The 24,808-nt window shown below is 67.4% G+C and carries 25 protein-coding genes; 3 read left to right on the forward strand and 22 right to left on the reverse strand.

The features are described from left to right. Positions 1 to 41: 41 nt before the first annotated feature. Genes AWC16_RS08730 through AWC16_RS08740 form a run of 3 tightly spaced genes read left to right on the forward strand, consistent with a single transcriptional unit; the run spans position 42 to position 2,325 of the window. Entirely contained in the window at positions 42 to 644 is a 603-nt protein-coding gene (locus tag AWC16_RS08730; protein WP_085264358.1) for a TetR/AcrR family transcriptional regulator, read from the forward strand. Positions 645 to 649: 5 nt separating this feature from the next. Further along, positions 650 to 1,336: a PIG-L deacetylase family protein gene (locus AWC16_RS08735; RefSeq protein ID WP_085264359.1), complete on the forward strand. Its 687-nt coding sequence runs from the start codon at positions 650 to 652 to the stop codon at positions 1,334 to 1,336. After that, on the forward strand, positions 1,333 to 2,325 hold the full coding sequence (locus AWC16_RS08740; RefSeq protein WP_085264360.1) for a Gfo/Idh/MocA family protein: 993 nt from the start codon (positions 1,333 to 1,335) through the stop codon (positions 2,323 to 2,325). Before AWC16_RS08735 ends, AWC16_RS08740 begins: the two co-directional genes overlap by 4 nt. 24 nt (positions 2,326 to 2,349) lie before the next feature. Here the strand turns inward: AWC16_RS08740 and AWC16_RS08745 are convergent, their stop codons facing one another. From AWC16_RS08745 to AWC16_RS08850, 22 genes are all read right to left on the reverse strand, one after another. After that, entirely contained in the window at positions 2,350 to 2,838 is a 489-nt protein-coding gene (locus tag AWC16_RS08745; protein WP_085264361.1) for a flavin reductase family protein, read from the reverse strand. A gap of 44 nt (positions 2,839 to 2,882) precedes the next feature. Beyond that, a complete protein-coding gene (locus AWC16_RS08750; RefSeq protein ID WP_085264362.1) occupies positions 2,883 to 3,935 on the reverse strand; it encodes a fatty acid desaturase family protein in 1,053 nt (350 codons plus the stop codon). 17 nt (positions 3,936 to 3,952) lie between these two features. After that, on the reverse strand, positions 3,953 to 5,026 hold the full coding sequence (locus AWC16_RS08755) for a ferredoxin reductase (RefSeq protein ID WP_085264363.1): 1,074 nt from the start codon (positions 5,024 to 5,026) through the stop codon (positions 3,953 to 3,955). 108 nt (positions 5,027 to 5,134) lie between these two features. Next, entirely contained in the window at positions 5,135 to 5,929 is a 795-nt protein-coding gene (locus AWC16_RS08760) for an enoyl-CoA hydratase/isomerase family protein (RefSeq protein WP_420094297.1), read from the reverse strand. A 49-nt stretch (positions 5,930 to 5,978) separates the two neighbouring features. Continuing rightward, positions 5,979 to 7,583, reverse strand: a complete 1,605-nt coding sequence (nuoN, locus tag AWC16_RS08765; protein WP_085264365.1) for an NADH-quinone oxidoreductase subunit NuoN — start codon at positions 7,581 to 7,583, stop codon at positions 5,979 to 5,981. Positions 7,584 to 7,585: 2 nt separating this feature from the next. Next, positions 7,586 to 9,160 carry an NADH-quinone oxidoreductase subunit M gene (locus AWC16_RS08770; RefSeq protein ID WP_420094296.1) on the reverse strand — a complete coding sequence of 525 codons (1,575 nt, stop codon included), beginning with the start codon at positions 9,158 to 9,160 and terminating at the stop codon, positions 7,586 to 7,588. After that, a complete protein-coding gene (gene nuoL, locus AWC16_RS08775; RefSeq protein ID WP_085264366.1) occupies positions 9,157 to 11,097 on the reverse strand; it encodes an NADH-quinone oxidoreductase subunit L in 1,941 nt (646 codons plus the stop codon). Before nuoL ends, AWC16_RS08770 begins: the two co-directional genes overlap by 4 nt. A 16-nt stretch (positions 11,098 to 11,113) precedes the next feature. After that, positions 11,114 to 11,413: an NADH-quinone oxidoreductase subunit NuoK gene (nuoK, locus tag AWC16_RS08780; RefSeq protein WP_085264367.1), complete on the reverse strand. Its 300-nt coding sequence runs from the start codon at positions 11,411 to 11,413 to the stop codon at positions 11,114 to 11,116. After that, a complete protein-coding gene (locus tag AWC16_RS08785; RefSeq protein WP_085264368.1) occupies positions 11,410 to 12,216 on the reverse strand; it encodes an NADH-quinone oxidoreductase subunit J in 807 nt (268 codons plus the stop codon). The genes nuoK and AWC16_RS08785 overlap by 4 nt, the downstream gene beginning before the upstream one ends. Beyond that, the gene (gene nuoI / locus AWC16_RS08790; protein WP_085264369.1) at positions 12,216 to 12,785 is read right to left on the reverse strand and encodes an NADH-quinone oxidoreductase subunit NuoI; all 570 of its coding nucleotides are present in this window, start codon (positions 12,783 to 12,785) and stop codon (positions 12,216 to 12,218) included. The genes AWC16_RS08785 and nuoI overlap by 1 nt, the downstream gene beginning before the upstream one ends. After that, positions 12,778 to 14,016, reverse strand: a complete 1,239-nt coding sequence (nuoH, locus tag AWC16_RS08795; protein ID WP_085264370.1) for an NADH-quinone oxidoreductase subunit NuoH — start codon at positions 14,014 to 14,016, stop codon at positions 12,778 to 12,780. The genes nuoI and nuoH overlap by 8 nt, the downstream gene beginning before the upstream one ends. Continuing rightward, the gene (locus AWC16_RS08800; RefSeq protein ID WP_085264371.1) at positions 14,013 to 16,412 is read right to left on the reverse strand and encodes an NADH-quinone oxidoreductase subunit G; all 2,400 of its coding nucleotides are present in this window, start codon (positions 16,410 to 16,412) and stop codon (positions 14,013 to 14,015) included. Before AWC16_RS08800 ends, nuoH begins: the two co-directional genes overlap by 4 nt. After that, complete coding sequence (gene nuoF, locus AWC16_RS08805) at positions 16,409 to 17,761, reverse strand: NADH-quinone oxidoreductase subunit NuoF (RefSeq protein ID WP_085264372.1); 1,353 nt, start codon at positions 17,759 to 17,761, stop codon at positions 16,409 to 16,411. Before nuoF ends, AWC16_RS08800 begins: the two co-directional genes overlap by 4 nt. Continuing rightward, complete coding sequence (gene nuoE, locus AWC16_RS08810; protein WP_085264551.1) at positions 17,758 to 18,537, reverse strand: NADH-quinone oxidoreductase subunit NuoE; 780 nt, start codon at positions 18,535 to 18,537, stop codon at positions 17,758 to 17,760. Before nuoE ends, nuoF begins: the two co-directional genes overlap by 4 nt. A gap of 59 nt (positions 18,538 to 18,596) precedes the next feature. After that, positions 18,597 to 19,910, reverse strand: a complete 1,314-nt coding sequence (locus AWC16_RS08815) for an NADH-quinone oxidoreductase subunit D (RefSeq protein ID WP_085264373.1) — start codon at positions 19,908 to 19,910, stop codon at positions 18,597 to 18,599. Continuing rightward, the gene (locus tag AWC16_RS08820; protein ID WP_085264374.1) at positions 19,911 to 20,606 is read right to left on the reverse strand and encodes an NADH-quinone oxidoreductase subunit C; all 696 of its coding nucleotides are present in this window, start codon (positions 20,604 to 20,606) and stop codon (positions 19,911 to 19,913) included. Continuing rightward, complete coding sequence (locus AWC16_RS08825; RefSeq protein WP_085264375.1) at positions 20,603 to 21,157, reverse strand: NuoB/complex I 20 kDa subunit family protein; 555 nt, start codon at positions 21,155 to 21,157, stop codon at positions 20,603 to 20,605. The genes AWC16_RS08820 and AWC16_RS08825 overlap by 4 nt, the downstream gene beginning before the upstream one ends. An 18-nt stretch (positions 21,158 to 21,175) precedes the next feature. After that, entirely contained in the window at positions 21,176 to 21,553 is a 378-nt protein-coding gene (locus AWC16_RS08830) for an NADH-quinone oxidoreductase subunit A (protein WP_085264376.1), read from the reverse strand. Between the two features lie 161 nt (positions 21,554 to 21,714). Continuing rightward, positions 21,715 to 22,119, reverse strand: coding sequence for an Rv3143 family two-component system response regulator (locus tag AWC16_RS08835; RefSeq protein ID WP_085264377.1), 405 nt, complete (start codon positions 22,117 to 22,119; stop codon positions 21,715 to 21,717). Positions 22,120 to 22,206: 87 nt separating this feature from the next. Then, the gene (locus AWC16_RS24285; RefSeq protein WP_234812181.1) at positions 22,207 to 22,557 is read right to left on the reverse strand and encodes a DUF6285 domain-containing protein; all 351 of its coding nucleotides are present in this window, start codon (positions 22,555 to 22,557) and stop codon (positions 22,207 to 22,209) included. Next, positions 22,554 to 23,555, reverse strand: a complete 1,002-nt coding sequence (locus AWC16_RS08845; protein WP_085264379.1) for a phosphotransferase family protein — start codon at positions 23,553 to 23,555, stop codon at positions 22,554 to 22,556. The genes AWC16_RS24285 and AWC16_RS08845 overlap by 4 nt, the downstream gene beginning before the upstream one ends. Continuing rightward, positions 23,552 to 24,793 carry an acyl-CoA dehydrogenase family protein gene (locus AWC16_RS08850; protein WP_085264380.1) on the reverse strand — a complete coding sequence of 414 codons (1,242 nt, stop codon included), beginning with the start codon at positions 24,791 to 24,793 and terminating at the stop codon, positions 23,552 to 23,554. The genes AWC16_RS08845 and AWC16_RS08850 overlap by 4 nt, the downstream gene beginning before the upstream one ends. Between the last annotated feature and the right edge of the window lie 15 nt (positions 24,794 to 24,808).

Here is a 24,808-nt window from a genome sequence, read left to right on the forward strand (position 1 = left end):
GCGTCCTCCGTCAGAGTAATTACGATACGACAGGTAGCGTTATGAAAGCAGAACCTTCAGCGGTTGACAAGGGGTCCGGCGCCGGACGGCCCCGTGATCCCCGTATCGACGCTGCCATATTGCAGGCCGCCGCGGAACTGGTTGTCGAAGTCGGCTATTCGAATCTGAGCCTGGCGGCCGTCGCGGAGCGGGCCGGGACCACCAAGACCGCGCTGTACCGCCGGTGGCCCAGTAAGGCCGAGCTGGTGCACGAGGCCGCGTTCGCGGTACCGCCGAGTGCGGTGACGGCGCCGCCGGGCGACGTGGCCGGCGACCTGCGGGCGATGATGGCCGGTGCGCGGGATGCGTTCACCAGTCCGGTGGTGCGGGCGGCGCTGCCCGGCCTGATCGCCGACATGGCCCGCAACGCCGAGTTGACCGCGCGCATCCTCGAGCGGTTCAACGGCTTGTTCGAGGTGATGCGCCACTGGGTGGCCGTCTCGGTCAGCCGCGGCGACGCACGCGCCGATGTGGACCCCGACCGGCTGGTCGAATTGATCGGCGGCGCAACGTTGCTGGGCATGATGCTGCGCCCCGACGACGATCTCGGCGGTGATTGGGTGGAACGCACCGCCGACATCATCGCCCACGGTGTGATGGCGTAGCGGCGATGTCGGATCCGCTGCCCTTCCCGGCCGACTGGGAATCATTACTGGTGCTGGTGCCGCATCCCGACGATCCCGAATACGGCATGGCCGCCGCGGTGGCGAAGTGGACCGCCGCAGGAAAGACCGTCCGCTACTCCCTGGCCTGTCGCGGCGAGGCCGGCATCGCCGGGATGCCTCCGGAGCAGGCCGGGCCGATCCGGGATGCCGAGCAACGGCGGGCCGCGGCCATCGTGGGGGTTGACCCGATCGAGGGCGTCGACTTCTGGGACTTCCCGGACAGCAACATCCGCAACACTCCGGCGCTTCGCGCCAAGATCGCCGCGGTGATCAGCGAAGCCCGTCCCGATGTGGTTTTGACGATCTACGGCGGCGAGCGGTTCGGGCCGGACCAACCCAATCAACGTGACCACATCGAGTTCGCCGCCGCGGTCACCGACGCCTGGGACACGTGCAACGACCCGCCGCGCTGGCTGTTCCAGTCGGGCCTGGAGCCCACCCACGTCGAGACGGTGGATGACTACGTCGATGCCGCGGTGGACGCTCTGGCCGCGCACGACGTCTATCTGTCGGTGCTCGATCCCGCGACTCCGGTGCGTGAGCAGGCGCGCCGGGTGATCGACATGACGACGCCGGCGCAGGCCGGCCACCGGGTGGCCGGGTTCAGTCTGCAACGGAGCACCGTGGCATGACCGAGCCCGCGCTGCGAATCGGTGTGCTTGGCGCTGCCCGGATCACCCCGCACTCGCTGTTCAAACCCGCCGCCGACAACGCCGAAGTCGTGGTCGGCGCGATCGCCGCACGCGACCCCAGCCGCGCGCGTGCCGTCGCCGCCAAATACGGCATCGGTCGGGTGCACGACAGCTACGAGCAGCTTGTAGCGGACCCGGAGATCGACGCGGTCTACATTCCGCTGCCGAACAATCTGCACGGACGCTGGACCCGCGCCGCGCTGGATGCCGGCAAGCATGTGCTCTGCGAGAAGCCGTTCACCGCCAACGCCGACGAAGCCCGCGAGGTCGCCACCGCGGCCGCCAACACCGACCGGGTGGTCATGGAGGCGTTCCACTATCGGTACCACCCGATGACCTTGCGGATCGAGGAGATCATCGCCTCGGGGGAGCTGGGCACGCTCCAGCGGGTGGAAACCGCGCTGAGCTTTCCGCTGCCCCGGTTCTCCGACATCCGCTATGACTATTCGTTGGCCGGCGGGGCGCTGATGGACGCCGGCTGCTACGCGGTGCATATGGCCCGCACCTTCGGCGGGCAGACACCGGAAGTCGTTTCCGCACAGGCGAAACTGCGCGATCCCCGGATCGACCGGGCCATGACGGCGCAGTTGCGGTTCCCGGCCGGACACACCGGAGCGATCAGCTGCTCACTGTGGTCGTCGCACCTGCTGCAGGCCAGCGCGCGGGTCATCGGCGATCGCGGCGAGCTGCTGGCCCTCAACCCGCTGCTGCCCCAGTACTTCCACCGTCTCCGGATCCGCTCGCAGCAGGGCAAGCGCGTCGAACGTTTCACCCGTCGGGGCTCCTACGCCCACCAGCTCGACGCGTTCGCCGACGCCGTGCTCCGCGGCGCGCCGGTGCGAACCACGCCGGAGGACGCGATCGAGAACATGACCGTCATCGACGCGATCTACCGGGCTGCCGGTCTGCCATTGCGCCAGCCGATCTAGCAAGGATCGCGAGCGCTGGCCGGTTCAGGCGCCGTGGCCCGGTTCGATGTCGACGACGTCGGAGAACGCCAGCAGATCATCAGTGCGCTGGGGCGCGTACCCGGCGACCGGTTCCAGCAGGTAGCCCAGATGGTCGCCGAGCTCGATACGGTTCAGTGTCTTGCCGACGAACCATGCGGGCGCGTCGTCGAGGATCGGCATGCCCGCCGGGCCGCTGTGCCAGGAGCACTGCGCGAATTTGTCGACGTCGTCGCCGGTCTGGCCGCCGAAAAGCCGGGCGAGCTCAATGTCGCGGCGCGACAGGACATGGACGGCCAGATGCCCGGACTGGGCTGCCACCCCGAAGGTGTGGTTACGTTCGGACACCCCCACCAGGAATCGCGGCGGCGCCAAGCTGGTTTGGGTGGCAAAGCCGACCAGACAGCCCGAGGCATGGCCGTCGGCCGCAGTGGTCACCACAAACATGGTGTAGTCCAGCATCGCGACCAGGCGCTGAAATGACTCGTCGTCCATCCGTCCATGATGTACCCGACGGCCGGCGTGACGTCAGAACGCGGCTAGGGAAATGCCAGCCGGAAGATGTTGCGCACCACAGTGCCGAGCTGCCGGGGCATCGAACCGGTGTTATAGGGGATGCCGTAGCGCCGGCAGATCTCACGCACCTCGGGCGCCAGCTCGGCGTAGCGGTGCGCGGGCAGGTCCGGGAACAGGTGGTGCTCGATCTGGTGCGACAGGTTGCCGGACAGGATGTGAAACAGCCTGCCCCCGTTCATGTTCGCCGTTCCCAGGATCTGCCGGTAGTACCACATGCCCCGGGACTCGTCACGGGTCTCCTCGATCGTGAACACCCGGACGCCGTCGGGGAAGTGCCCGCAGAAGGTGATCGCGAAGGTCCACATGTTGCGGATCATGTTCGCCACCAGGTTGCCGGTCAGCACATAGCGCGCGAAGCGGCCGGCCGACAGCGGAAACGCGACGTAGTCCTTCAACGTCTGCCGGAAGACCTTGCGAACGATCATCCCCAGGGCTTCCCGTTTGTCGGCCATGGTGATCTCGTGGGGCATCCGTTCGATCTCCAGCTCGTAGCCCGCCAAACTGTATTGGAACAGCACGAAACCTATTAGGGCGTTGATCGGGTTGAGCAGTTTCAACCGATCCCAGGGCTGGGCTTCTTTCACCCGCAGGACGGCGTAGCCGATGTCGCGGTCGACGCCGAGGACGTTGGTGTAGGTGTGATGCAGGTAGTTGTGCGCATGACGCCAGTGGTCGGACGGGCAGGCGCTGTCCCACTCGAAGGTGGGTCCGTGCAGCGCCGGGTCGCCCATCCAGTCGTACTGGCCGTGCATGACGTTGTGCCCGATCTCCCAGTTGTCGAGGATCTTCGACACCGCGAGCATCGCCACGCCGGCCAGCCAGGCCGGGCGGCGTTTGCCGGCGTAGAGCAGCACCCGGCCGCCGACCTCCAGGGTGCGCTGCACCTTGACGATCCCGCGGATATAGTCGGCGTCACGTTTGCCCAGGTCGGCGAGCACGCGCGCCCTGATGGCGTCGAGTTCGGCGCCGAACGCGTCGGCCTGCGCAGGGGTCAGCGCCAGCTCCGGTTGGGACATGTTTGCTCCTGGGGTGCTTACAGGGCGAGTTCGACGTCGCCGACCGGGATCGACACGCAGATCTGGATGTTCTCGTCGCCGGCGGTCGAAAGCATTCCGGTGATCACGTTCTGTACCGTGCCAACGGTTTTGCGACAGGTGCACGTCTTGCACAGACCCATCCGGCATCCGTTCGCCGGTTGCAGGCCGGCGGATTCGGCCTGCTCCAGCAGGGGCCGGCCGTCGTCGGTCACGGTGATGTCGCTGCCGCGGAAGGTCACGCGGCCGCCGGCCGGATCGGCGGGTACCGCAAACACCGCGGGTACGAAGCTCTCCGAGTGTGCATCTGGACAGTGCTCCCGCACCGCGGCGACCAGGGCGGGCGGGCCGCAGACGTACACCACGTCGGGAACCGGCATCGCGGCCTGCAGATGTTCGGCGTCGAAATGCCCCTGCAGATCGCCGTCTTCATGCGGCCCGCCCTCGCGGGTGAACCCGTGCAACACCCGCACGTCGGTCATCGCGGCGAGTTCGTCGCGATAACAGCCTTCCGCACGGGTGCGTGCGTAGTGCACGAACGCGACCTCCCCGCCCGCAGCGACATGACCTTCGGCCCGCAACGTGCGCAGCATCGACATCACCGGAGTGATCCCACTGCCGCCGGAGATCAGCAGGATCCGCTGCGGCCGAACAGCCGGCAACACGAAATCGCCGCTGACGCCTGCCAACCCGACCACCATGCCCGGGCGGGCGTGACGGCGCAGGTAAGTCGAGACCAGCCCACCGTCGTGCAATCCGACGGTCAGCTCGATGTGCCGCTGACCCTCGGCATTGGCCGGTGAGTAACAGCGGGTGTGACGACGTCCGTCGATATCGATCGTCAGGTTGACGTGCTGTCCGGCTCGAAAGCCGGAGAACGCACCGTTGGGCCGCAACGTCAGGGTGACGCTGCGCGGCGTACGGCGCTGTACCGCCACGACCGTGGCCCGTGCCTCGTCCAGAGACCACGCCGGAGCCACCAGCTCGATGTAGTGGTCGATCCGGCGCGGCCAGGTCAGCAATCCGATCAGGCTCGAACCGAGCACACGACGCGTCAACGCCTGCGTAAGCATGTTGGGGGCGAGCCTTCTGTTGCGGGGTTAGCCAAGCCTAAGTGACTAGTCGTGGCGCACTCTACAGTGACCAGGGATCGAGGCCCAAGTCACGGGGCAGATGTGTGACTAGAGCGGATCCCAGATCGGGGGCCGCTTCTCCCGGTGCGCGAGGGCGGCTTCGGCCGGGTTGTTGGTGAACCCGCTGAGGACCTGGGTGCGGTTCTCGATCTCCTTGGCGTGGCGCAGGCTGGGTGCGTCCAGGGCGGCGTTGAGGCCGATCTTGGTCTGCCAGACCCCGTAGGCGTTGTTCTGCGCAATCGATCGCGCCATGGCTGTCGCGGTGGCCATCAATTCTTCCGGCGCGACGACCTGGTGCACCAGCTTGATCCGATAGGCCTCGTCGGCGTCGACAATGCGCCCGGTGAGCATGAGTTCACGAGCCACACCGGCGCCGACGATCTTGGGCAGCAGATAACTGGTGCCCATGTCCATCGAGGAGAACCCGGCGGTGATGAACACCGAGCCGAACCGGGAGTCCCCGGAGCCGATGCGGATGTCGCAGTGCAGCGCGAAGGCCAGTCCGCCGCCGACGGCGACGCCGTTGACCGCGGCGATTACCGGGATCGGCAGTTCGTAGAGCCGAGTGAGTTGGTCGGCGAGCCGAACTTGTGCGTCGTAGGTGACTTTGAAAGCCGGGCTGTTGCTCGGCGGGGTCCAGGGCTCACCGGTGCCACTGAGGTCAGCGCCGGCGCAGAATCCCCGCCCGGCGCCGGTCAGGATCGCCACCCGGAACCTGCCGCTGCTGAGTTCATCAAGGACGGCGTCCATCCCGTCAAGCAGTGCCCCGTCGATGGCGTTCAACCGTTCGGGCCGGTTCAAGGAGACGCAGGCGATCTGGTCCTCGAGAACTGTGAGTGTCACCGCGCTCATGTGGTTCTCCTAGCGGCGACGTTGCGTGGTGTGAATCCGGTCAGAAGGCGAATTGCGTCGAGGCATCCACCAGATCGAGCAGCGGCTGCGGCAGCACACCCAGCACTACGGTGACCGCGGCGCACAGGGCGATCGCCGCCTTGCTCCAGACGCTGGGCAGCACCAGTTGCGGCGGGTCGTCGGGGGAGTCGGTGAAGAACATCAGCACGATCACCCGGACGTAGAAGTAGGCGGCGACGCCGCTGGCGATCACGCCGACCACCACCAGCGGGGCGGCACCGCCCTCGGCGGCCGCCTTGAACACCGCGAACTTGCTGATGAACCCGCTGGTCAGCGGGATACCCGCGAACGCCAACAGGAACATTGAAAACAGCAGGCCCACAACGGGGTAGCGCCGGCCCAAACCGGCCCACCGGGACATGTCGAGTTCCTCTTCGCCGCCGGGACCCCGGATCAGGTTCACCACGGCGAAGGCGCCGACCGTGGAGAAGCTGTAGGCGGCCAGATAGAACAGCGTCGAGGAGATACCCGCCGGGATCGCGGACAGCACGCCGGTCAACAGGAAGCCGGCATGGGCGATCGAGGAGTAGGCCAGCATCCGCTTGACCTCGGTCTGGGTGATCGCAGCAATGGTGGCGACCACCATGGTCAGCACCGAGATCAGCCACAGCAGCGGGCGCCACTGGTCGTGCAGCGCGGGCAGGGCGACATAGAGCAGCCGCAGCATGGCCCCGAACGCGGCGACCTTGGTGGCGGCCGCCATGAAACCGGTGATCGGTGTCGGTGCGCCGACGTAGACGTCGGGAATCCACGAATGGAACGGGACTGCACCGACCTTGAAGAACAGGCCCACCAACAGCAGCCCGGCGCCGATCAGCGCCAGCGGGTCACGGCTGTGGCCGAACAACTGCTCGCCGATCTCCGGCAGCGTCAGTGTCCCGGTGGCGCCGTAGATCAGCGCGGCGCCGAACAGAAACAGCGCCGAGGAGAACGCGCCCAGCAGAAAATACTTCAGCGCCGCTTCCTGCGACAGCAGGCGACGGTAGCGGGCCAGCCCGCACAGCAGATACAGCGGCAGCGACAGCACTTCCAGGGCCACGAACATGGTGACCAGATCATTGGCGGCGGGGAACACCATCATGCCGCCGACCGCCAGCACGGTCAGCGGGAACACCTCGGTCTGGGTGACCCCGGTGCGCGCCGCGTCGAGTTCGGTCACGCTGTCGGGGACCGCCGAAGCCTGCGGAGTGAACGCGTCCAGGCCCGCGGTTCCGCCCACGGCAGCCGGCGCGGTGGCCGCGCCCGGCCCCTCGGGACGGCTCGCGCCGATGTTGCGCTCCGCGATGAAGATGACGGCCATGATCCCGACCAGCACAATGGTGCCCTGCAGCACCAGTGCGGGCCTGTCGACCGCCACGGCGCCCATCACCGTGATGCGACCGGCGTCCGGAAGCTCGCGGCCCACGGCGACCACAGCAGCGAATGCGGCCACCAGACCGCCGACCGAGAGCAGGACCTGTACCAGATAACGCGCCCGCCGCGAGATGAACGCTTCGGCCAGCACTCCGGTGACGGCGGTGCCGAAAACGATCAGCAGCGGCAGCACCAGGCCGTATTCGACGGATGGGATCGGCATACCCGACATGGTCAGTGCGCCCCCTCAGCGGTCAGCGGTACCGGGTCGGTTTCACCGATGGTGGTCAACGTGTGCTGGACGCCCGGATTGATGATGTCCAGCACGGGTTTCGGGTAGAAGCCGAGGAACAGCAGCAGCGCGATCAACGGGGCGACGACGAGCAGCTCGCGCGGCACCAGGTCGCGGATGCGTTCGTTGTCCGCGGAGACCGGACCGGTCATCACTCGCTGGTAGAGCCACAGCATGTAGATCGATGACAGCACCAGCGCGGTGCTGCCCACCGCCGCTGCCACCCAGTACCGGTTGAAAGTACCGACCAGGACCAGGAATTCGCTGATGAACGGTGCGAGCCCGGGCAGCGACAGGGTGGCCATCGACGCGACCATGAAGGTGCCGGCCATCACCGGGGCCACCTTCTGCACGCCGCCGTAGTCGGCGATCGCCCGAGCGCCGTCGCGCCGGGAGATCAGGAACCCGGCGATCAGGAACAGCGCCGCGGTGGACAGCCCGTGGTTGAGCATGTAGAGCGTCGAACCGCTCTGTCCCTGGCTGGTCATCACGAAGATGCCCAGGATGATGAAACCGAAGTGCGAGATCGAGGTGTAGGCGATCAACCGCATCATGTCGCGCTGACCGATCGCCACCATCGCGCCGTAGACCACCCCGACCACGGCCAGAACGATGATGACCGGGCGGAAATACGTTGAGGCGTCGGGAAAAAGCTGCAGGCAGTACCGCAGCATCCCGAATGTCCCCACCTTGTCCATGACAGCCATCATCAGCACCGCGGTCGCCGGGGTGGATTCCACCGCCGCGTCGGGCAACCACCGGTGCAGCGGCCACAGCGGCGCCTTGACCGCGAACGCGAACATGAACCCGGCGAACAGCAGCTTGAGTACGCCCGGATCCACGGTGGTGGTGGCCGGGGAGAAGATCGAGACCAGTTCACGGAAGTCGAAGGTGCCGCCCGACGTTCCCTCCCCGGAGCTCACCACGTACACCCCGATCACCGCGGCCAGCATGATCAGGCCGCCGAACAGGTTGTACAGCAGGAACTTCAGCGCCGCCTGCGAACGTTTGGCGCCATTGCCGAAACCACCGATCATGAAATACATCGGGATCAGCATCGCCTCGAAGAACACGTAGAACAGCAGCACGTCCAGCGAGACCAGCGAGATCAGCACCATCGCCTCGATGGCCAGCGTCAGCGCGGTGTAGGCGTGCGGGCCTCGGGTGCGCTCGCCCCCGTCGTTCCAGCCGGCCAGCATCAGCAACGGCACCAGTCCTGCGGTCAGCAGCGCCAGGATCACCGCGATACCGTCCACCCCGAGGGTGTAACTCGCCCCGAACGCCGGTATCCAGGAATGGGATTCGACGAACTGGTACGGCGCGGCGACCGGAGTGGTGTCGAAACCGGCGGTGACCACGATCGCCACCGCCAGCGTCGCCAGGCTCGCCAGCAGCCCGGTCCACTTCGCCAGTCCCGCCCGGCCGGCAGGCAGCAGGATCACCAATCCGGCGCCGGCCAGCGGCACCAGCCACAGCAGGCTCAGCCAGGGCAGGTTCAGGTCCACGTCCAGGTTCACAGTTGCACCGCCAGCACTACCGCGACGACCAGCACCGTGCCGGCCAGCATCATCAGCGCATAGGAGCGCACGAATCCGGTCTGCAGACGGCGCACCAGATAGGACGCGAGCGCCACCAGCCCGGCCGTCGTGTTGACCGAACCGTCCACCACCCGGTCGTCGACGGCGACCAGGGTTTGCGCCAGCCGGTTACCCGGACGCATGAGCACCTCCTCGTTGAAGGCATCGCCGTAGAGATACTTGCGGGCGGCCACCGTCAGCGGCGAGACGTCCGTGGGTGCGGTGATCGGTATCGGCTTGCTGCCGTACATGTTGTAGGCCACCGCAACTCCGAGCAGGACCACTCCCAGGGTGATCGCGCCGGTGAGCCAGGCCGGGATGGCGTGCGCGTGTTCGGCAACCGGCTCTGCCGTCACCCGGGTGACCACCGGCTCCAGCCAGTGCTCCAGCCGCCCGCCGATGGCCAGCGCGCCACCGGCGAACACCGCGCCGAGCGCCAGCACGATCATCGGCCAGGTCATCACCCGCGGGGATTCATGCGGATGCTGCAGCGCCCGTTCGCCGCTCACCTCGCTCTCGTCGGCGGCCCAGCGGCGCTCGCCGCCGAACGTCATCAGCATCACCCTGGTCATGTAGAAGGCGGTGATGCCGGCGCCCAGGATGGTTATCGCTCCCAGCACCCAACCGCGGGTGCCGCCGCTGGCCAGCGCGGCTTCGATGATCGCGTCCTTGGACCAGTAGCCGGCGAACGGCGGCACCCCGATGATCGCCAGGTAACAGAGCCCGAACGTCGCGAACGTCACCGGCATGAAGGTCCGCAGCGCGCCGTAGCGGCGCATGTCCTGTTCGTCGTTCATCCCGTGCATCACCGACCCGGAGCCCAGGAACAGCCCGGCCTTGAAGAAGCCGTGGGTGAGCAGGTGCATGATCGCGACCGCGTAGCCCGCCGGGCCGAGGCCCGCGGCCAGCACCATGTAGCCGATCTGGCTCACCGTGGAGGCGGCCAGCGCCCGCTTGATGTCGTCGTTGGCGCAGCCGATGATCGCGCCGAACAGCAATGTGACGGCACCGACCACCACCACGGCCAGCCGGGCGTCGGCGGACAGGTCGAACACCGGACCGGACCGCACGATCAGGTACACCCCGGCGGTCACCATGGTGGCCGCGTGGATCAGCGCCGACACCGGGGTGGGGCCCTCCATCGCGTCGAACAACCACGCCTGCAGCGGCACCTGCGCGGACTTGGCGCAGGCACCCACCAGCAGCAGCAGTCCGATGGCGGTGGTCAGCCCACTGGATCCGTCGGCTTCGACCGCACTGAACAGCCCGTCGTAGGACAGCGTGCCGAATCCGGCGAACATCACGAACGTCGCCAGCGCGAGGCCGATATCGCCGACCCGGTTGGACACGAACGCCTTCTTGCCGGCCGCGGCCGCAACCGGCTTGGCGTACCAGAAGCCGATCAGCAGGTAGGAGGCCAGGCCCACACCTTCCCAGCCCACGTAGAGACCCAGATAGTTGTCGGCGACGACCAGCAGCAGCATCGCCGCGACGAACAGGTTCAGGTAGGCGAAAAAGCGCCGGCGGTCGGGGTCGTGCTTCATGTAGCCGGTCGAGTAGATGTGGATCAACGAGCCGACGCCACTGATCAGCAGCACGAAGCAGATCGACAGCTGGTCGATCAGCACCCCGAAGTCGACCTGCAGGGCCCCGACCGGCACCCAGCTGAACAGGTGGGTGTGGATCGCCCGGTCCTCGCCGGTGCGGCCCAGCATGTCGGCCAGCAGCGCCAGTCCGATCCCGAACGAGGAGAGCACGGTGGCGCAGCCCAGCAGGTGTCCCCACCGATCGGTGCGGCGCCCGCCGAGCAGCAGGATCAGCGCGCCGGCCGCCGGCAGGGCCACCAGCAGCCAGCTCAGCTGGCTCACATTCGTCATAGAGCTCCCCAACTTCCTAGCCGCGCAGTAGGTTCGCGTCGTCGACCGAGGCGGATCGCCGGGCCCGGAAGATCGTCATGATGATGGCCAGGCCGATCACCACCTCGCATGCGGCGACGACCATGGTGAAGAACGCCACCATCTGGCCGTCGAGCTGGGAGTGCAGCCGGGCGAAGGTGACGAACGCGAGGTTGGCGGCGTTGAGCATCAGCTCGACGCACATGAACATCACCAGCGCGTTGCGCCGCAACATCACTCCGGTGGCGCCGATGGTGAACAGCATGGCCGACAGGTACAGGTAGTTCTCCGGATTCACTGGTCCGATTCCCCCCCGTTAGTCGCATGTTCGGCGTTCCCGGTGGCGTCGACCCAGCGGTGCGTCAAGGTGTCCGACACCGACAGCTCCGAATAGGAGCCGTCGGGCAGGCGCGCGGCGATGTCGACGGCGTTGTGGCGGGCGTAGACGCCGGGAGTGGGCAGCGGGGTTGGCCGGCGGCCGGCCTGGAAACGCTGAATCGACAGCTCCCGCTGCGTCATTCGCGGCTGCAGCCGCTCCCGGTGCGTCAGCACCATGGCCGCGAGCACCGCGGTGATCAGCAACGCGCTGGTCAGTTCGAACGCCCACAGGTAGCGGGTGAAGATCAGCGCCGCCAGCCCCTCGACGTTGTGCTGGCCCAGGTCCGCCGAGCCGTCGATGGTCGCGGCGGGAGTGCCGATGCGACGCAGGTGCATCGTCGCGCCGCCGATACCGGCGATCAGCAGCATTCCGAAGCCGATACCGGCGAGCGTGGCGCCGGCCCGCTGGCCGCGTAGGGTCTCCACCAGTGACTCGGCGGAATCGACCCCGATCAGCATCATCACGAACAGGAACAGCATCATCACCGCGCCGGTGTAGACGACGATCTGCACCACGCCGAGGAACATCGCATCCTGGACGAAATAGAACACCGCCAGGATCAGCATCGTCATCGCCAGAAACATTGCCGAATACACCGCTTTGGCGGCGGTGACGACGCCGATGGCACCGAGCAGGGCCAGGGCGCCGAGAACCCAGAACGCCACCGCCTCCCCGGTGGAGGTGCGGACCACGACGTCGCCGGCAAGCAGCGTGGCGCCCATCAGGCCTTCCCCTGCTTCACCCGGTCGAGCATGACGAACAGGTCCGGGTTCTCGTCGAGCCCGTCCGGGCTGACCCGGCCCAGGTAGTAGTCCTTCTCGGTGGCACCGGGCGGCATCGGGTGCGGGGGCGCGGTCATGCCCGGCTCCAGCGGCGCCAGCAGCTGGTCGCGTTCCCAGATCAGCTCCGCGCGGTTGTCGGCGGCCATCTCGTAGTTGTTGGTCATGGTCAGCGCACGCGTGGGGCAGGCCTCGATGCACAGTCCGCAGCCGATACAGCGCAGGTAGTTGATCTGGTAGACGCGGCCGTAGCGTTCGCCGGGGGAGAAGCGCTCCTCGTCGGTGTTGTCGGCCGCTTCCACATAGATGGCGTCGGCCGGGCACGCCCACGCGCACAGTTCGCAGCCGATGCACTTCTCCAGCCCGTCGGGGTGCCGGTTGAGTTGGTGACGGCCGTGGTAGCGCGGCGCCGTCGGCTTCTTGTGTTCGGGGTAGCCGTCGTTGATCGGCCGTTTGAACATCGTCTTCCAGGTGACGCCGAATCCGGCCAGGGCGTCTCTCAAGCTAGCCATTGACATCCTCCTTGACCCGCTGCACCGCCGAACTGCGTTGCGGTAGCGGTGGTGTCGGGAATGAACCCGCGGACGAAGGCGGTGCGGCGACCGCCGGCGCGGATTCGAATCGCCTGGTATTCAGTGCGCTGAAGCGGCGATGCAGTGCCAGCAGTAACGCCACGGTGGCCAGCGTGCTGAGGCCGGCCAGCAACACCTGCCAATGTTGGTAGCCGTCGTTGCGCAGGCTGCGAATCACGGCGGCGAGCATCACCCAGCCCAGCGCCACCGGGATGAGGACCTTCCAGCCCAGCGCCATGAACTGGTCGTAGCGCAGCCGGGGCAGGGTGCCTCGCAGCCAGATGTAGATGAAGATGAAGCCCCACAGCTTGAGGGTGAACCACAGCAGCGGCCACCAGCCGGTGTTGGCCGCCGGCCACATGTTGAACGGGAAGGGGGCGTGCCAGCCGCCGAGGAACAGCGTGACGGCCACGGCGGAGACGGTGGTCATGTTGATGTATTCGGCGAGGAAGAACAGTGCGAACTTCAGCGACGAGTACTCGGTGTGGAAGCCGCCGACCAGCTCGCCTTCGGCCTCGGGCAGGTCGAACGGCGCCCGGTTGGTCTCACCGACCATCGCGGTCAGATAGACCATGAATGCCGGCAGCAGCAGGAACGCGAACCACACCCGATCCTGGGCGGCCACGATGCCCGAGGTCGACATCGTCCCGGCGTAGAGGAACACCGATGCGAAGGCCAGGCCCATCGCGACCTCGTAGGAGATCACCTGGGCGGTGGAGCGGATTCCGCCGAGCAGCGGGTAGGCGGACCCGGACGACCAGCCGGCCAGGACGATGCCGTAGACCCCGATCGAGGACATCGCCAGGACGAACAGCACCGCGATCGGCAGGTCGGCCAGCTGTAACGCGGTGCGGTGTCCGAAGATACTGACCTCCGGGCCGAGCGGGATCACCGCGAACGCGGTGATGGCCGGAACCGTCGAGATGACCGGGGCCAATGCGTATATCACCTTGTCGACGTTGAAGGGGACGATGTCCTCTTTGAGCGCCAGCTTGATCGCATCGGCCAGGCTCTGCAGCCAGCCTTTGGGTCCGACCCGGTTGGGGCCGGGGCGCATCTGCATGCGCCCCACCACTTTTCGTTCGATGACGATCGCCAAGACCACCGTCAGAATCAAGAATACGAAGACGCCCAGCACCTTGGCCAGCATCAACCACCAGGGATCGTTCATAGTCCGCGTCCAATCCGTACCGCTGCGCCGGTGGTGACCCCCAGATCCCGGTGCACCGCCGAACCCGAGGAGTTCAACGGCAGCCACACCACGTTGTCCGGCATCTCGGTGACGGCCAGGGGCAAGGTGATGTGGCCGTGCTCGGTGCTGACCGTGACCGGATCGCCCGGCGCGACACCGATCTCGGCGGCGGTCGACGCCGACAGCCGGGCCACCGGTTTGCGGGCGGTGCCGGCCAGATTCGGTTCACCGGCCTGCATCAGCCCGTCGTCGAGCAGCATGCGCCAGCCGGCCAGGACGGCTTCACCGGCGCCGGGCTGCGGGGGGTGCCCCGCGGCCACGTCGGGACCGGCCAGGCGCTCGCCGGACCAGGCACCCAGTGCGGCCAACTCGTCGCGGGCCGCTTCCACGTCTGCCAGACCCAGCGCGACACCCATCTCCTCGGCGAGCGCATCGAGCACCCGCCGGTCGGGCAGGGCGCCGGTGTCGCCCAGCGCGACACCGAACCGCCGGTGCCGGCCCTCCCAGTTGACGAAGGTGCCGGCCTTCTCCGCCGCCGGCGCGATCGGCAGCACCACGTCCGCGCGTTCGGTGACCTCGCTGTGCCGCAACTCAAGGCTGACCAGGAATCCGGCCGCGTCCAGGGCGGCCAGTGCCGCGTCCGGGTCGGCCAGGTCGGCCGGTTCGACCCCACCGACCAGCAACGCCCCCAACGTCCCGTCGGCGGCGGCCGCCAGGATGCCGTCGGTGTCGCGCCCCGCCTGCGACGGCAGGGCATCGGGACCTTCGAGGCCCCACGCCTGGGCGACTTCGGCCCGCGCGGCCGGGTCGCTCAGCGGACGTCCGCCGGGCAGCAGGCCGGCCAGCGCGCCGGCATCCAGTGCACCGCGCTCCCCGGCGCGCCGAGGCACCCAGGCCAGCCGGGCGCCGGTGGCCTCGGCCAGCCGGACCGCCGCGGACAGCGCGCCCGGCGAGCCGGCCAACCGCTCGCCGGCCAGGATCACCGCGCCGGGTTGGCGCAGCAGCTGCCCGACATCACCGGTGTGCAGGTCATCCAGCGTCGCCGCCTCACCGCCGGGAACGGTCGGCAACACGGTGCCGAACATCTTGCCCAGCGCACGGTCGGCGAACGGCGCGACGCTGAAAACCTTGGTGTCGTTCTTGCGCGCGGCCTTGCGCAGCCGCAGGAAGACGATCGGGGCCTCTTCCTCGGGTTGCAGGCCGACCAGGAGTACCGCCGGGGCGGCTTGCAGGTCGGTGTAGCTGACGTCAATACCGCGACCGGCCACCCGGGCGGCCAGGAACGCGGCTTCCTCGGCGGACTGGACACGCGCCCGGAAGTCGATGTCGTCGCTGTGCAGCGCCACCCGGGCGAACTTGGCGTAGCCGTAGGCGTCTTCACTGGTCACCCGGCCGCCGACCAGCACCCCGGTGCGGCCGCGGGCGGCGGCCAGGCCGCGCGCCGCCACCGCCAGCGCGTGCGGCCAGGAGGTCGGAACCAGTTCGCCGGCCGGATCATTGGGGTCGCGCACCAGGGGAGTGCTGATCCGGTCGGGCTGAGTGGCGTAGGTGAACGCCCAACGACCCTTGTCGCAGTTCCATTCCTCGTTGACGTCCGGATCCTGGCCGGCCAGCCGCCGCATCACCTTGCCGCGACGGTGGTCGGTGCGTTCGGCGCAGCCGCCGGCGCAGTGTTCGCAGATGGTGGGCGTGGACACCAGGTCGAACGGGCGGGCCCGGAACCGGTAGGAGGCACCCGTGAGCGCACCCACCGGGCAGATCTGCACGGTGTTGCCGGAGAAGTAGGAGTCGAACGGCGTGTCGGTGTAGATGCCGACCTGCTGCAGGGCGCCGCGGTCCATCATCTCGATGAACTTGTCCCCGGCGATCTCGTTGGCGAATCGGGTGCAGCGCGCGCACAGGATGCAGCGATCCCGGTCCAACAGCACCTGCGAGGAGATGTTGATCGGCTTGGGGTAGTGGCGCTTTTCCTCTTCGAACCGGGTTTCGGTGCGCCCGTGAGTCATTGCCTGGTTCTGCAGCGGGCACTCGCCGCCCTTGTCGCAGGTCGGGCAGTCCAGCGGGTGGTTGATCAGCAGCAGTTCCATCACCAGGTGCTGGGCCCGGTCGGCTTCGGCGGAGGTGTGCTGGGTGCGCACCACCATGCCTTCGGCGGCGGCCACCGCACACGACGGCTGCGGCTTGCGCTGGCCCTCCACCTCGACCATGCACTGCCGGCACCAGGCCACCGGGTCCAGCAGCGGGTGGTCGCAGAACCGTGGAACCTCGATGCCCAGCTGCTCGGCGGCCCGAATGATCAAGGTGCCCTTGGGGACCGTGATCTCTTGGTCGTCGATGGTGAAGGTCACCGACTCCTGACCGTCCGGTGCCGTCACGCCACACCGCCTTGTGCTCCGTTTGGCACGAATATGCTCGCTTTCGGGTCGAACGGGCAGCCCCCCTCAAGGTGGGCGATGTATTCGTCACGGAAATACTGGATCGACGACTTCACCGGCATCGCCGCACCATCCCCCAAGGCGCAGAAGGATTTTCCGAACATGACATCGGCGATGTCCAGCAGCGTCTCCAGGTCTTCGGGGGTGCCGCGTCCGGTCTCCAGCCGTTCATAGATCGGCACCAGCCAGTAGGTGCCCTCGCGACACGGCGTGCACTTCCCGCAGGACTCGTGCTTGTAGAACTCCGACCAGCGCATGGCCGCGCGCACCACGCAGGTGGTCTCGTCGAAGATCTGTAATGCCTTGGTGCCCAGCATCGATCCGACCGACGCCATGCCCTCGTAGTCCAGCGGGACGTCGAGGTGTTCCTCGGTCAATATCGGCGTCGACGACCCGCCCGGCGTCCAGAACTTCAGCCGGTGCCCGTCGCGTATCCCGCCGGCGTAGACGAGCAGTTCGCGCAGCGTGATGCCCAGCGGCGCCTCGTACTGCCCGGGCCGATTCACGTGCCCGGACAGCGAATACAGGGTGAACCCACGAGACTTCTCGGTGCCCATCGAGCGGAACCAGGCCGCTCCGTTGCGCAGGATCGACGGCACGCTGGCGATCGATTCGACGTTGTTGACCACCGTGGGTGAGGCGTACAAGCCGGCCACCGCGGGAAACGGCGGGCGCAGCCGGGGCTGGCCCCGGTAGCCCTCCAGCGACTCGATCAGCGCGGTCTCCTCGCCGCAGATGTAGGCGCCGGCACCGGCGTGCACGGTGATGTCCAGGTCGAAACCGCTGCCGCCGATGTCGTTGCCCAGCAGTCCGGCCGCATACGCCTCGGCGACCGCGGCCTGCAGCCGGCGCACCACCGGCAGCACCTCACCGCGTATGTAGATGAAGGCGTGCCGGGCCCGGATCGCGTAGCAGCAGATGATCATGCCCTCGATGAGCACGTGCGGCGTCGCCAGAAGCAGCGGGATGTCCTTGCAGGTGCCGGGCTCGGACTCGTCGGCGTTGACCAGCAGGTAGTGCGGCTTTGCCCCGGCCCCCTCGGTGCCCTGCGGGACAAAGGACCACTTGGTCCCGGTGGAGAACCCGGCGCCGCCGCGACCGCGCAACCCGGAGTCCTTGACCAGTTCGATGACCTCGTCGGGCGTCATGTCCAGCGCCTGCTTCATACCGGCGTAACCGTCGTGACGGCGGTAGGTCTCCAGCGTCCACGACTCGGGGTCGTCCCAGTAGCTGCTCAACACCGGAGTCAGCGGTGTGCCTTCGGGCGGTGTTCCTTTGGTAAGGGTCATTTCGCACCCCTATCGGCGCTGCTGCCCGGCTCCGGTGCCGTCATCCCGCGCTCGCGCGCCACCTGCAGACCGGCCAGCGTCGCCGCGCCGGCACCGCCCTGCCCGTCGTCGGTGCGTTCGTCGGGGAAGCCGGCGAGAATCCGTTCGGTCGCGGCGAAGCTGCACAGCGGCATCCCGCGGGTGGGCCGCACCTCCTGATCGTCACGCAGCCTGTCGACCAGTTCGCGTGCCGATTCCGGTGTCTGGTTGTCGAAGAACTCCCAGTTGACCATCACCACCGGCGCGTAGTCGCATGCGGCATTGCACTCGATGTGCTGCAGCGTGATTGAGCCGTCCGCGGTGGTCTGGTCGTTGTTGACGCCCAGGTGCTCCTTGAGCTCGTCATAGATGGCGTCACCGCCCATCACCGCGCACAGCGTGTTGGTGCAGACCCCGACCAGGTATTTGCCGGTGGGGTCACGCCGGTACATCGAGTAGAACGACGCGACCCCGGCGACATCGGCGGCGGTCAGGCCGAGCAGTTCCGCGACGAACGACAGGCCGGCCGGGGTGACGTAGGTGTCCTCTGATTGCACCAGGTGCAGCAGTGGCAGGATCGCCGAGCGCGGCTGCGGGTAGCGGCCGATGATCTCCTTGGCGTCGGCCTCCAGCCGGGCGCGCACGTCGGGGGAGTAGCGGCGTGGCGCGTCAGGGTGGTTGAACTGGTTGGGTTCTTCGGGCTGGCGGCCCAGCTGCAGGAAGACCCGCTTGCCGTCGGTCCCGGCGGTCGGCGGCATCAACCGGCCGCGGCCGGTCTTGTTGACGCCGGTCCGATCGACCTCGCCGCCTGCCGCGCTCACCGGTCCACCCCACCCATGACCGGGTCGATGCTGGCGACCGCGCCGATCACGTCGGCGATCAGCGCGCCCTCGCTCATGGCGGCGACGGCCTGCAGGTTGGTGAACGAGGGATCCCGGTAGTGCACCCGGTAAGGCCGGGTGCCCCCGTCGCTGACCATGTGCACCCCGAGTTCGCCGCGGGGCGACTCGACCGAGACGAACACCTGACCCGGCGGCACCCACAGATCCTCGGTGACCCGCTTGAAGTGGTGGATCAAACCCTCCATCGAGTGGCCCATGATCCAGGCGATGTGCTCCTTGGAGTTGCCCTGCCCGTCGGGGCCGACCTTCAGATCGCCCGGCCAGGCGATCTTGCGGTCTTCGACCATGACGGGATCGCCGTGCAACCTGGCCAATCTCTCTGTACATTGCTCGACGATTTTCAGGGACTCCTTGATCTCCGCGATGCGGATCAGGTAGCGGCCGTAGGCGTCACAACCGTCATCGGTGATCACATCGAATTCGTAGTCCTGATAGCCGCAATAGGGCTCCACGCGGCGCACGTCATAGGGCAGACCCGTCGACCGCAGGACCGGCCCGGTGATGCCCAGCGCCATGCACCCGGTCAGGTCCAGGTATCCCACGCCCTTGGTGCGGGCCTTCCAGATGTAGTTCTCGGTGAGCAGGTCCTCGATGTCCTTGAGCCGCTCAGGCATCAGCTTGAGGAAGTCACGGATCTGGGGGATCACCTCGTCGGGCAGGTCCACCGACACCCCGCCGGGCCGGATGTACTGATGGTTCATCCGCAGGCCGGTGATCGCTTCGAAGATGTCGAGCACCAGCTCGCGTTCCCGGAAACCGAACAGCATCACCGAGAGCGCCCCGAGTTCCATGCCACCGGTCGCGAGCGCGACCAGGTGCGAGGAGATGCGGTTGAGCTCCATCATCAGCACCCGGATGGTGCTGGCGCGCTTCGGGATATCGTCGGTGATGCCGAGCAGCTTCTCCACCCCGAGGCAGTAGGCGACCTCGTTGAAGAACGGTGACAGGTAGTCCATCCGCGTCACGAACGTGACGCCCTGGGTCCAGTAACGGCTTTCCAGGTTCTTTTCGATGCCGGTGTGCAGATAGCCTATGCCGCAACGGGCTTCGGTCACCGTTTCGCCGTCGAGTTCGAGAATCAGGCGCAGCACGCCGTGCGTCGACGGGTGCTGGGGACCCATGTTGACGACGATGCGTTCACCGGGATCGGCGGCCTTGGCCGCCTCGACCACCTGGTCCCATTCCTGCCCGCCGACGTTCAGGACCTTGCGGGGCGTGTCGGTGCTCATCTACTTGTAGGCCCTCCGCTGGTCTGGCGGCGGTATCTGCGCGCCCTTGTACTCGACGGGGATGCCGCCCAACGGATAGTCCTTGCGTTGGGGATGGCCGTGCCAGTCGTCGGGCATCTCGATCCGGGTCAGCGAGGGGTGGCCGTCGAAGATGATCCCGAAGAAGTCGTAGGTCTCACGCTCATGCCAGTCGGTGGTGGGGTAGATGTCGAACAGCGACGGAATGTGTGGATCTGCGTCGGGGGCAGCGACTTCGAGGCGCACGCGGCGGTTGTGGGTGATGGACCGCAGCGGGTAGACCGCGTGCAGTTCGCGGTCGGCGTCACCGGGGTAGTGCACGCCGGAGACCCCGAGGCTCAGTTCGAAGCGCAGCGCCGGCTCGTCGCGCAGCACCCTCGCCACCGCCGGTAGGTGCGCCCGATGCACGTACAGGGTCAGCTCGCCGCGGTACACCACCACTTTCTCTATGGCATCGGCGTATTCGATGCCGTTGCGCTGCAGCGCCTCGGTGAGGGTGTCGACGAGTTCGTCAAAATATCCGCCGTAGGGCCGTGGAGTTTCCCCGGGTAGTGCGACCTCGGTCACCAGGTGCCCGTACCCGGAGGTGTCACCGCTACCCGCCGCACCGAACAGGCCGTGGCGGACCTTGATCACATCCCCGGCGTCGCCCCGGTCCGGCTCGTTCACCTCGCTCACCGCAGCAACCCCCTCATCTGCCAGGTGGACGGGGCCGACAAGGCCGCTTCTTCGGTCGCGGTGATCACCTGCTCCCGGTTAGCACCCAGTGGCATGGTGCGAATCTTCTCGTGCAGCTTGAGGATTGCGTACATCAACATCTCCGGCCGGGGCGGGCAGCCAGGCAGGTAGATGTCGACCGGGACGACATGGTCCACGCCCTGCACGATCGCGTAGTTGTTGAACATCCCGCCCGACGACGCGCACACGCCCATCGACAGCACCCACTTGGGCTCCACCATCTGGTCGTAAATCTGCCGCAGCACCGGTGCCATCTTCTGGCTGACCCGGCCGGCCACGATCATCAGGTCGGCCTGGCGCGGCGAGGCCCGGAACACCTCCATGCCGAACCGGGAGATGTCGTAGTCGGGCGCCATCGACGACATCATCTCGATCGCGCAACAGGCCAGCCCGAAGGTCGCCGGCCACAGCGATCCCTTGCGGAAATACCCGGCCAGGTCCTCCACCGTGGACAGCAGGAAACCGCTCGGGAGCTGTTCTTCTAATCCCATAAGCCCGCCTACTCCAAATCAATCCCAGTTCAGGCCGCCGCGCCGCCAGACATAGGCGTAGGCGACGAAGACGACGAGTGCGAACAGCACCATTTCGATGACGGCGAACACCCCGAGCCCGTCGAAGGCGACAGCCCAGGGGTAGAGAAAAACGATCTCGATGTCGAAGACAATGAACAGCATCGCGGTCAGGTAGTACTTCACCGGGAACCGCTGCCCGGGCGCGGCATGTGGCCCGCTCACCGGCTGGTCGGTGGGTTCGATGCCGCATTCGTACGGTTCCAGTTTCGACCGGTTGTAGCGCGACGGGCCGACCAGCGCGGTGATGACCACGGAAAATCCGGCAAAACCGGCGGCAAGCGCGGCGAGTACCAGGATCGGGAGATACAGGTTCATGCTCAGTGACGTAGTTCCCTTCCGGGCGCCGATGTGAGTTCCAGCACAGCCTAACGTGCGGTCACCAGGCGGTTGCGAAGAATCCCAAATTGCCGTCAACTGTGACAGGCATCACCTGTAGCGGTCAACGGCGACAGGGGAATTCGTGTTCTGAGGCTTACCTAACTCGGCGCAGGGGTGCGCAGTAGCCCCAGGACTGTGCGGCTCAATTCCATCGGGTCCACCGGGTGTGCCACCGCCGCGTCGGCGTGTGACCACCTCGCCAGCCAGACGTCGTCGGCGCGGCCGGTGAGCACCACGATGGGCGGGCACGGCGTGATCTCGTCCTTGAGTTGTTTGCAGATGCCCATGCCCCCGGCCGGAACCGCTTCCCCGTCCAGGACGGCGAGGTCGATTCCGCCGGCATCCATCTGCCGGATCACCACCGGCTCCGTCGCGACCTCGACATAGCTGAGCTCCGGCAGGTCTGGGTGAAGGTGCTTGCCCAACGCGGTCACAACCCGTGCACGGGTCGCGGCGTCGTCACTGTAGACAAGGATTCGCAGCGTGGCATTGGAGTCGGACACGGTGCCGATGCTACTGCCCGGGCCACGCCGATACGGCGGGTTTGGCGCAGGCCCGTCGAAGTGATTGTCGCGCAGCGACTCTAGCGACTATTGGGCGTATCCCGGGTGATCGATCGCCAGTCGGTGCTCTACCAGGGTGTACAAGCAGGCGGTGAGCGCCTCGGCCCGATCGTCGAGATCGCCGGCCCGGATCGCGGCCGCCAGTGTTTGTTCGTCGGCGAAACCCAGTTCGGCCAGCGCCTGCGTGGTGACACCGGCGGAGGTATCACGCAGCTCGCGTTCGACGATGCGCAACGCGTTGGCGGCCACCCGAGCGTGGAATCGGACTTGCCCGTCGGTGGCGGTCTGTGCGTCTCGGTTGACGAACGCCGTGTCGAGGAATTCGGTGACCGCGGCGACGAGTTCGGCGGCGGTGGGCCGGCGGCCCCCGGCGGTCACGGCCGGACCCCGTCGAGCAGTCGCAGCAGGTCCCATTCGTTTTCGGAGACCCGCCGGCCGATGGTGGCCAGCTCCACCGAGCGGGTTTGGCCGCTCAGGTGCCGCTGCGCCTGGTAGCGGCAGATGATTCCCCAGCGCAGTGTGCTCAGCAGCAGCCACCAGTCGAACCGGTCCGGGTCGACGTGCCCGCCACCGGCCCGTTCGTACGCGTCCAGCAAGGCGTCGATGCCGCCCAGTCCGCCGGCGGCGCGATCGACCGGCGCACCGAACCGCCAAGCCCGCACACAGAACCAGGCGAGGTCCTCGCAGGCGTCACCGAGATGCACCAGTTCCCAGTCCAGCACCGCCGCCAGGTCACCGCCGTCGGACACCATCAGGTTGCCCATCCGGAAATCGCCGTGCACCAGCCGGGCCGGTGCGGGCGGTGGCCGGTCGGCGGCCAGCCGCCGTAGCGCCCATTCGAAGGGGGCCGTGGTGTTGGGCAGCGTGTCCAGCTGGTTGCGGCAGGCGCTGAGCTGGTCCTCGGCGCTCAGCGCGATACCGTCGGGGTCGGCGCGGTGGATGGCGGCCAACGCCTGCGCGCACTGGTGCAGCAGGTGTGCGCGTCCGGCTTGTCCATCGGCTCGGTCGAGCCGGCGCTCGATCCGGCGAACCACCGTCTCGCCCGCGACCTCATCGCAGATCAGGTACGGATTTCCCAGTGCCGCAGGAGAATTATCGGCAACCAGCACGGCCGGTACCGGAGCGCCGGCGTTCGCCGCGGCGCGCTGTGCGTGCGCTTCCAGCTCCATGGTGGCGTTGAGCTCCTCGACCGGGCCGGTGCGCAGGATCAGCGACCTGCGCTGGTCCGTCCCGAGGCCCTTCTCCAAGACGGCGTCGAAAGCCCAGGTGGTCCGGCTGGCGCCACCGGTCAGGGCGCGCAGGCCTTCGACTGCGACCGGACCCAAAACCGGTGCCAGCACTTGCGAAAGCCGGTCCGCCAACTGGTCGACGGTCATCGGCGGCGGTCGAACCCGAACAGTCGCTGGGCGACCCGGCGGATCTGGATCTCCTCGGCGCCCTCGGTGATTCGGTAGCGGCGATGGTGCCGGTAGATGTGCTCGAACTGCTCGTGGCGGGTGTAGCCCAGCCCGCCGTACACCTGGATGGCCCGGTCGGCGGCCTCGCACACCAGCCGGTTGGCGCGGTAGTTGGCCATCGACACCTTGTCGGAGACCTCTAAGTGGTGGTCGCGGTCCAGATGCCAAGCGGCGTAATTCACCAGCAGTCGCACCATCTGGGCCTCGGTGGCCAGCTCGGCCAGCGGCCACTGCACCGCTTGGTTGACCGACAGCGGCTTGCCGAACACGATGCGCTTCCGGGCGTATTCGGCGGCGCGGTCGATGCAGTACTGTGCGGCACCCAGGCTGGAGGCGGCCTGGCGGATCCGGTTCTCGTGCAAGAACGTCTGCGCTACGTCCAGGCCGCCGTCCACCTCACCGAGCACCGCATCGGCGGGCACCCGCACATCGCGCAGTTCGACCTCGCCGTGGTCGGTGGGCATGTTGAACGTCCACCAGTAGAACGGGACGGTGAAGCCCGGTGTGTCGGTGGGCACCAGGAACGCGGTGATGCCGCGCGCTGACCCGTCCTCGCCGGACGTGCGCGCGAACACCAGGTCGTGGGTGGCCCTGTGCACTCCGGTGTTGAATCGCTTGGCGCCGTTGATCACCCAGGTGTCACCGTCGAGTTCGGCGCGGGTCTCCATCCAGGTCGCATCCGAACCGTGGTCCGGCTCGGTCAGGCCGAAGGCCATCGACCGCTCGCCGGTGATCATGGCTTGCGAGAACTCGCGGCGCTGCTCGTCGGTGCCGAACCGCTCCATCATGATCACCTGCGGGAAGTTCCCGACGATCGACGACTCGTCCTGCAGATCGTTGTGCAAGCCGAGCCCCTTGTGCGCCAAGTGCTCCCGGATCACCGCCATGTCGACGTTGGTTCCGTCCCGGCCGCCCAGTGACGACGGCAGCCCGTAGCGCAGCCAGCCCGCGGCATCGGCCCGGCGGCGCATCTCGCCGAGCAGTTCCTCCCACTCGCGGCGGGGGATGCCGCCCTGCTCGACATCGGTGCGGGCGAACTCTCGCCGGTGGTCGAAGTACTGCATGTTGTCGGCCTGCAGCGGGGCGATCTCGCGCTCGATGAAGTCGTCCATCTCGGCGAGCAGCCCGGGAAGGTGTTCGGGCAGTGTGAAGTCCATGGTGATTCCTTCAGT

It is taken from the genome of Mycolicibacter longobardus, assembly GCF_002102265.1.
GTDB lineage: Bacteria > Actinomycetota > Actinomycetes > Mycobacteriales > Mycobacteriaceae > Mycobacterium > Mycobacterium longobardum.

Bases quoted from the DNA above. Each gene is read 5' to 3' on its own strand.
- AWC16_RS08830 (WP_085264376.1), bottom strand. From the start codon at position 21,553: ATGAACCTGTATCTCCCGATCCTGGTACTCGCCGCGCTTGCCGCCGGT.
- nuoI (WP_085264369.1), bottom strand. From the start codon at position 12,785: ATGGCTAGCTTGAGAGACGCCCTGGCCGGATTCGGCGTCACCTGGAAG.
- AWC16_RS08785 (WP_085264368.1), bottom strand. From the start codon at position 12,216: ATGGGCGCCACGCTGCTTGCCGGCGACGTCGTGGTCCGCACCTCCACC.
- nuoE (WP_085264551.1), bottom strand. From the start codon at position 18,537: ATGCCGCCGACCGCCGGGACCGACGGCAAGCGGGTCTTCCTGCAGCTG.
- AWC16_RS08735 (WP_085264359.1), top strand. From the start codon at position 650: ATGTCGGATCCGCTGCCCTTCCCGGCCGACTGGGAATCATTACTGGTG.
- AWC16_RS08825 (WP_085264375.1), bottom strand. From the start codon at position 21,157: ATGGGATTAGAAGAACAGCTCCCGAGCGGTTTCCTGCTGTCCACGGTG.
- nuoN (WP_085264365.1), bottom strand. From the start codon at position 7,583: ATGTCGGGTATGCCGATCCCATCCGTCGAATACGGCCTGGTGCTGCCG.
- AWC16_RS08750 (WP_085264362.1), bottom strand. From the start codon at position 3,935: ATGTCCCAACCGGAGCTGGCGCTGACCCCTGCGCAGGCCGACGCGTTC.
- AWC16_RS08740 (WP_085264360.1), top strand. From the start codon at position 1,333: ATGACCGAGCCCGCGCTGCGAATCGGTGTGCTTGGCGCTGCCCGGATC.
- nuoH (WP_085264370.1), bottom strand. From the start codon at position 14,016: ATGAACGATCCCTGGTGGTTGATGCTGGCCAAGGTGCTGGGCGTCTTC.
- AWC16_RS08745 (WP_085264361.1), bottom strand. From the start codon at position 2,838: ATGGACGACGAGTCATTTCAGCGCCTGGTCGCGATGCTGGACTACACC.
- nuoL (WP_085264366.1), bottom strand. From the start codon at position 11,097: ATGACGAATGTGAGCCAGCTGAGCTGGCTGCTGGTGGCCCTGCCGGCG.
- AWC16_RS08730 (WP_085264358.1), top strand. From the start codon at position 42: ATGAAAGCAGAACCTTCAGCGGTTGACAAGGGGTCCGGCGCCGGACGG.
- AWC16_RS08815 (WP_085264373.1), bottom strand. From the start codon at position 19,910: ATGAGCACCGACACGCCCCGCAAGGTCCTGAACGTCGGCGGGCAGGAA.
- AWC16_RS08755 (WP_085264363.1), bottom strand. From the start codon at position 5,026: ATGCTTACGCAGGCGTTGACGCGTCGTGTGCTCGGTTCGAGCCTGATC.
- nuoF (WP_085264372.1), bottom strand. From the start codon at position 17,761: ATGACCCTTACCAAAGGAACACCGCCCGAAGGCACACCGCTGACTCCG.
- AWC16_RS08845 (WP_085264379.1), bottom strand. From the start codon at position 23,555: ATGACCGTCGACCAGTTGGCGGACCGGCTTTCGCAAGTGCTGGCACCG.
- AWC16_RS08850 (WP_085264380.1), bottom strand. From the start codon at position 24,793: ATGGACTTCACACTGCCCGAACACCTTCCCGGGCTGCTCGCCGAGATG.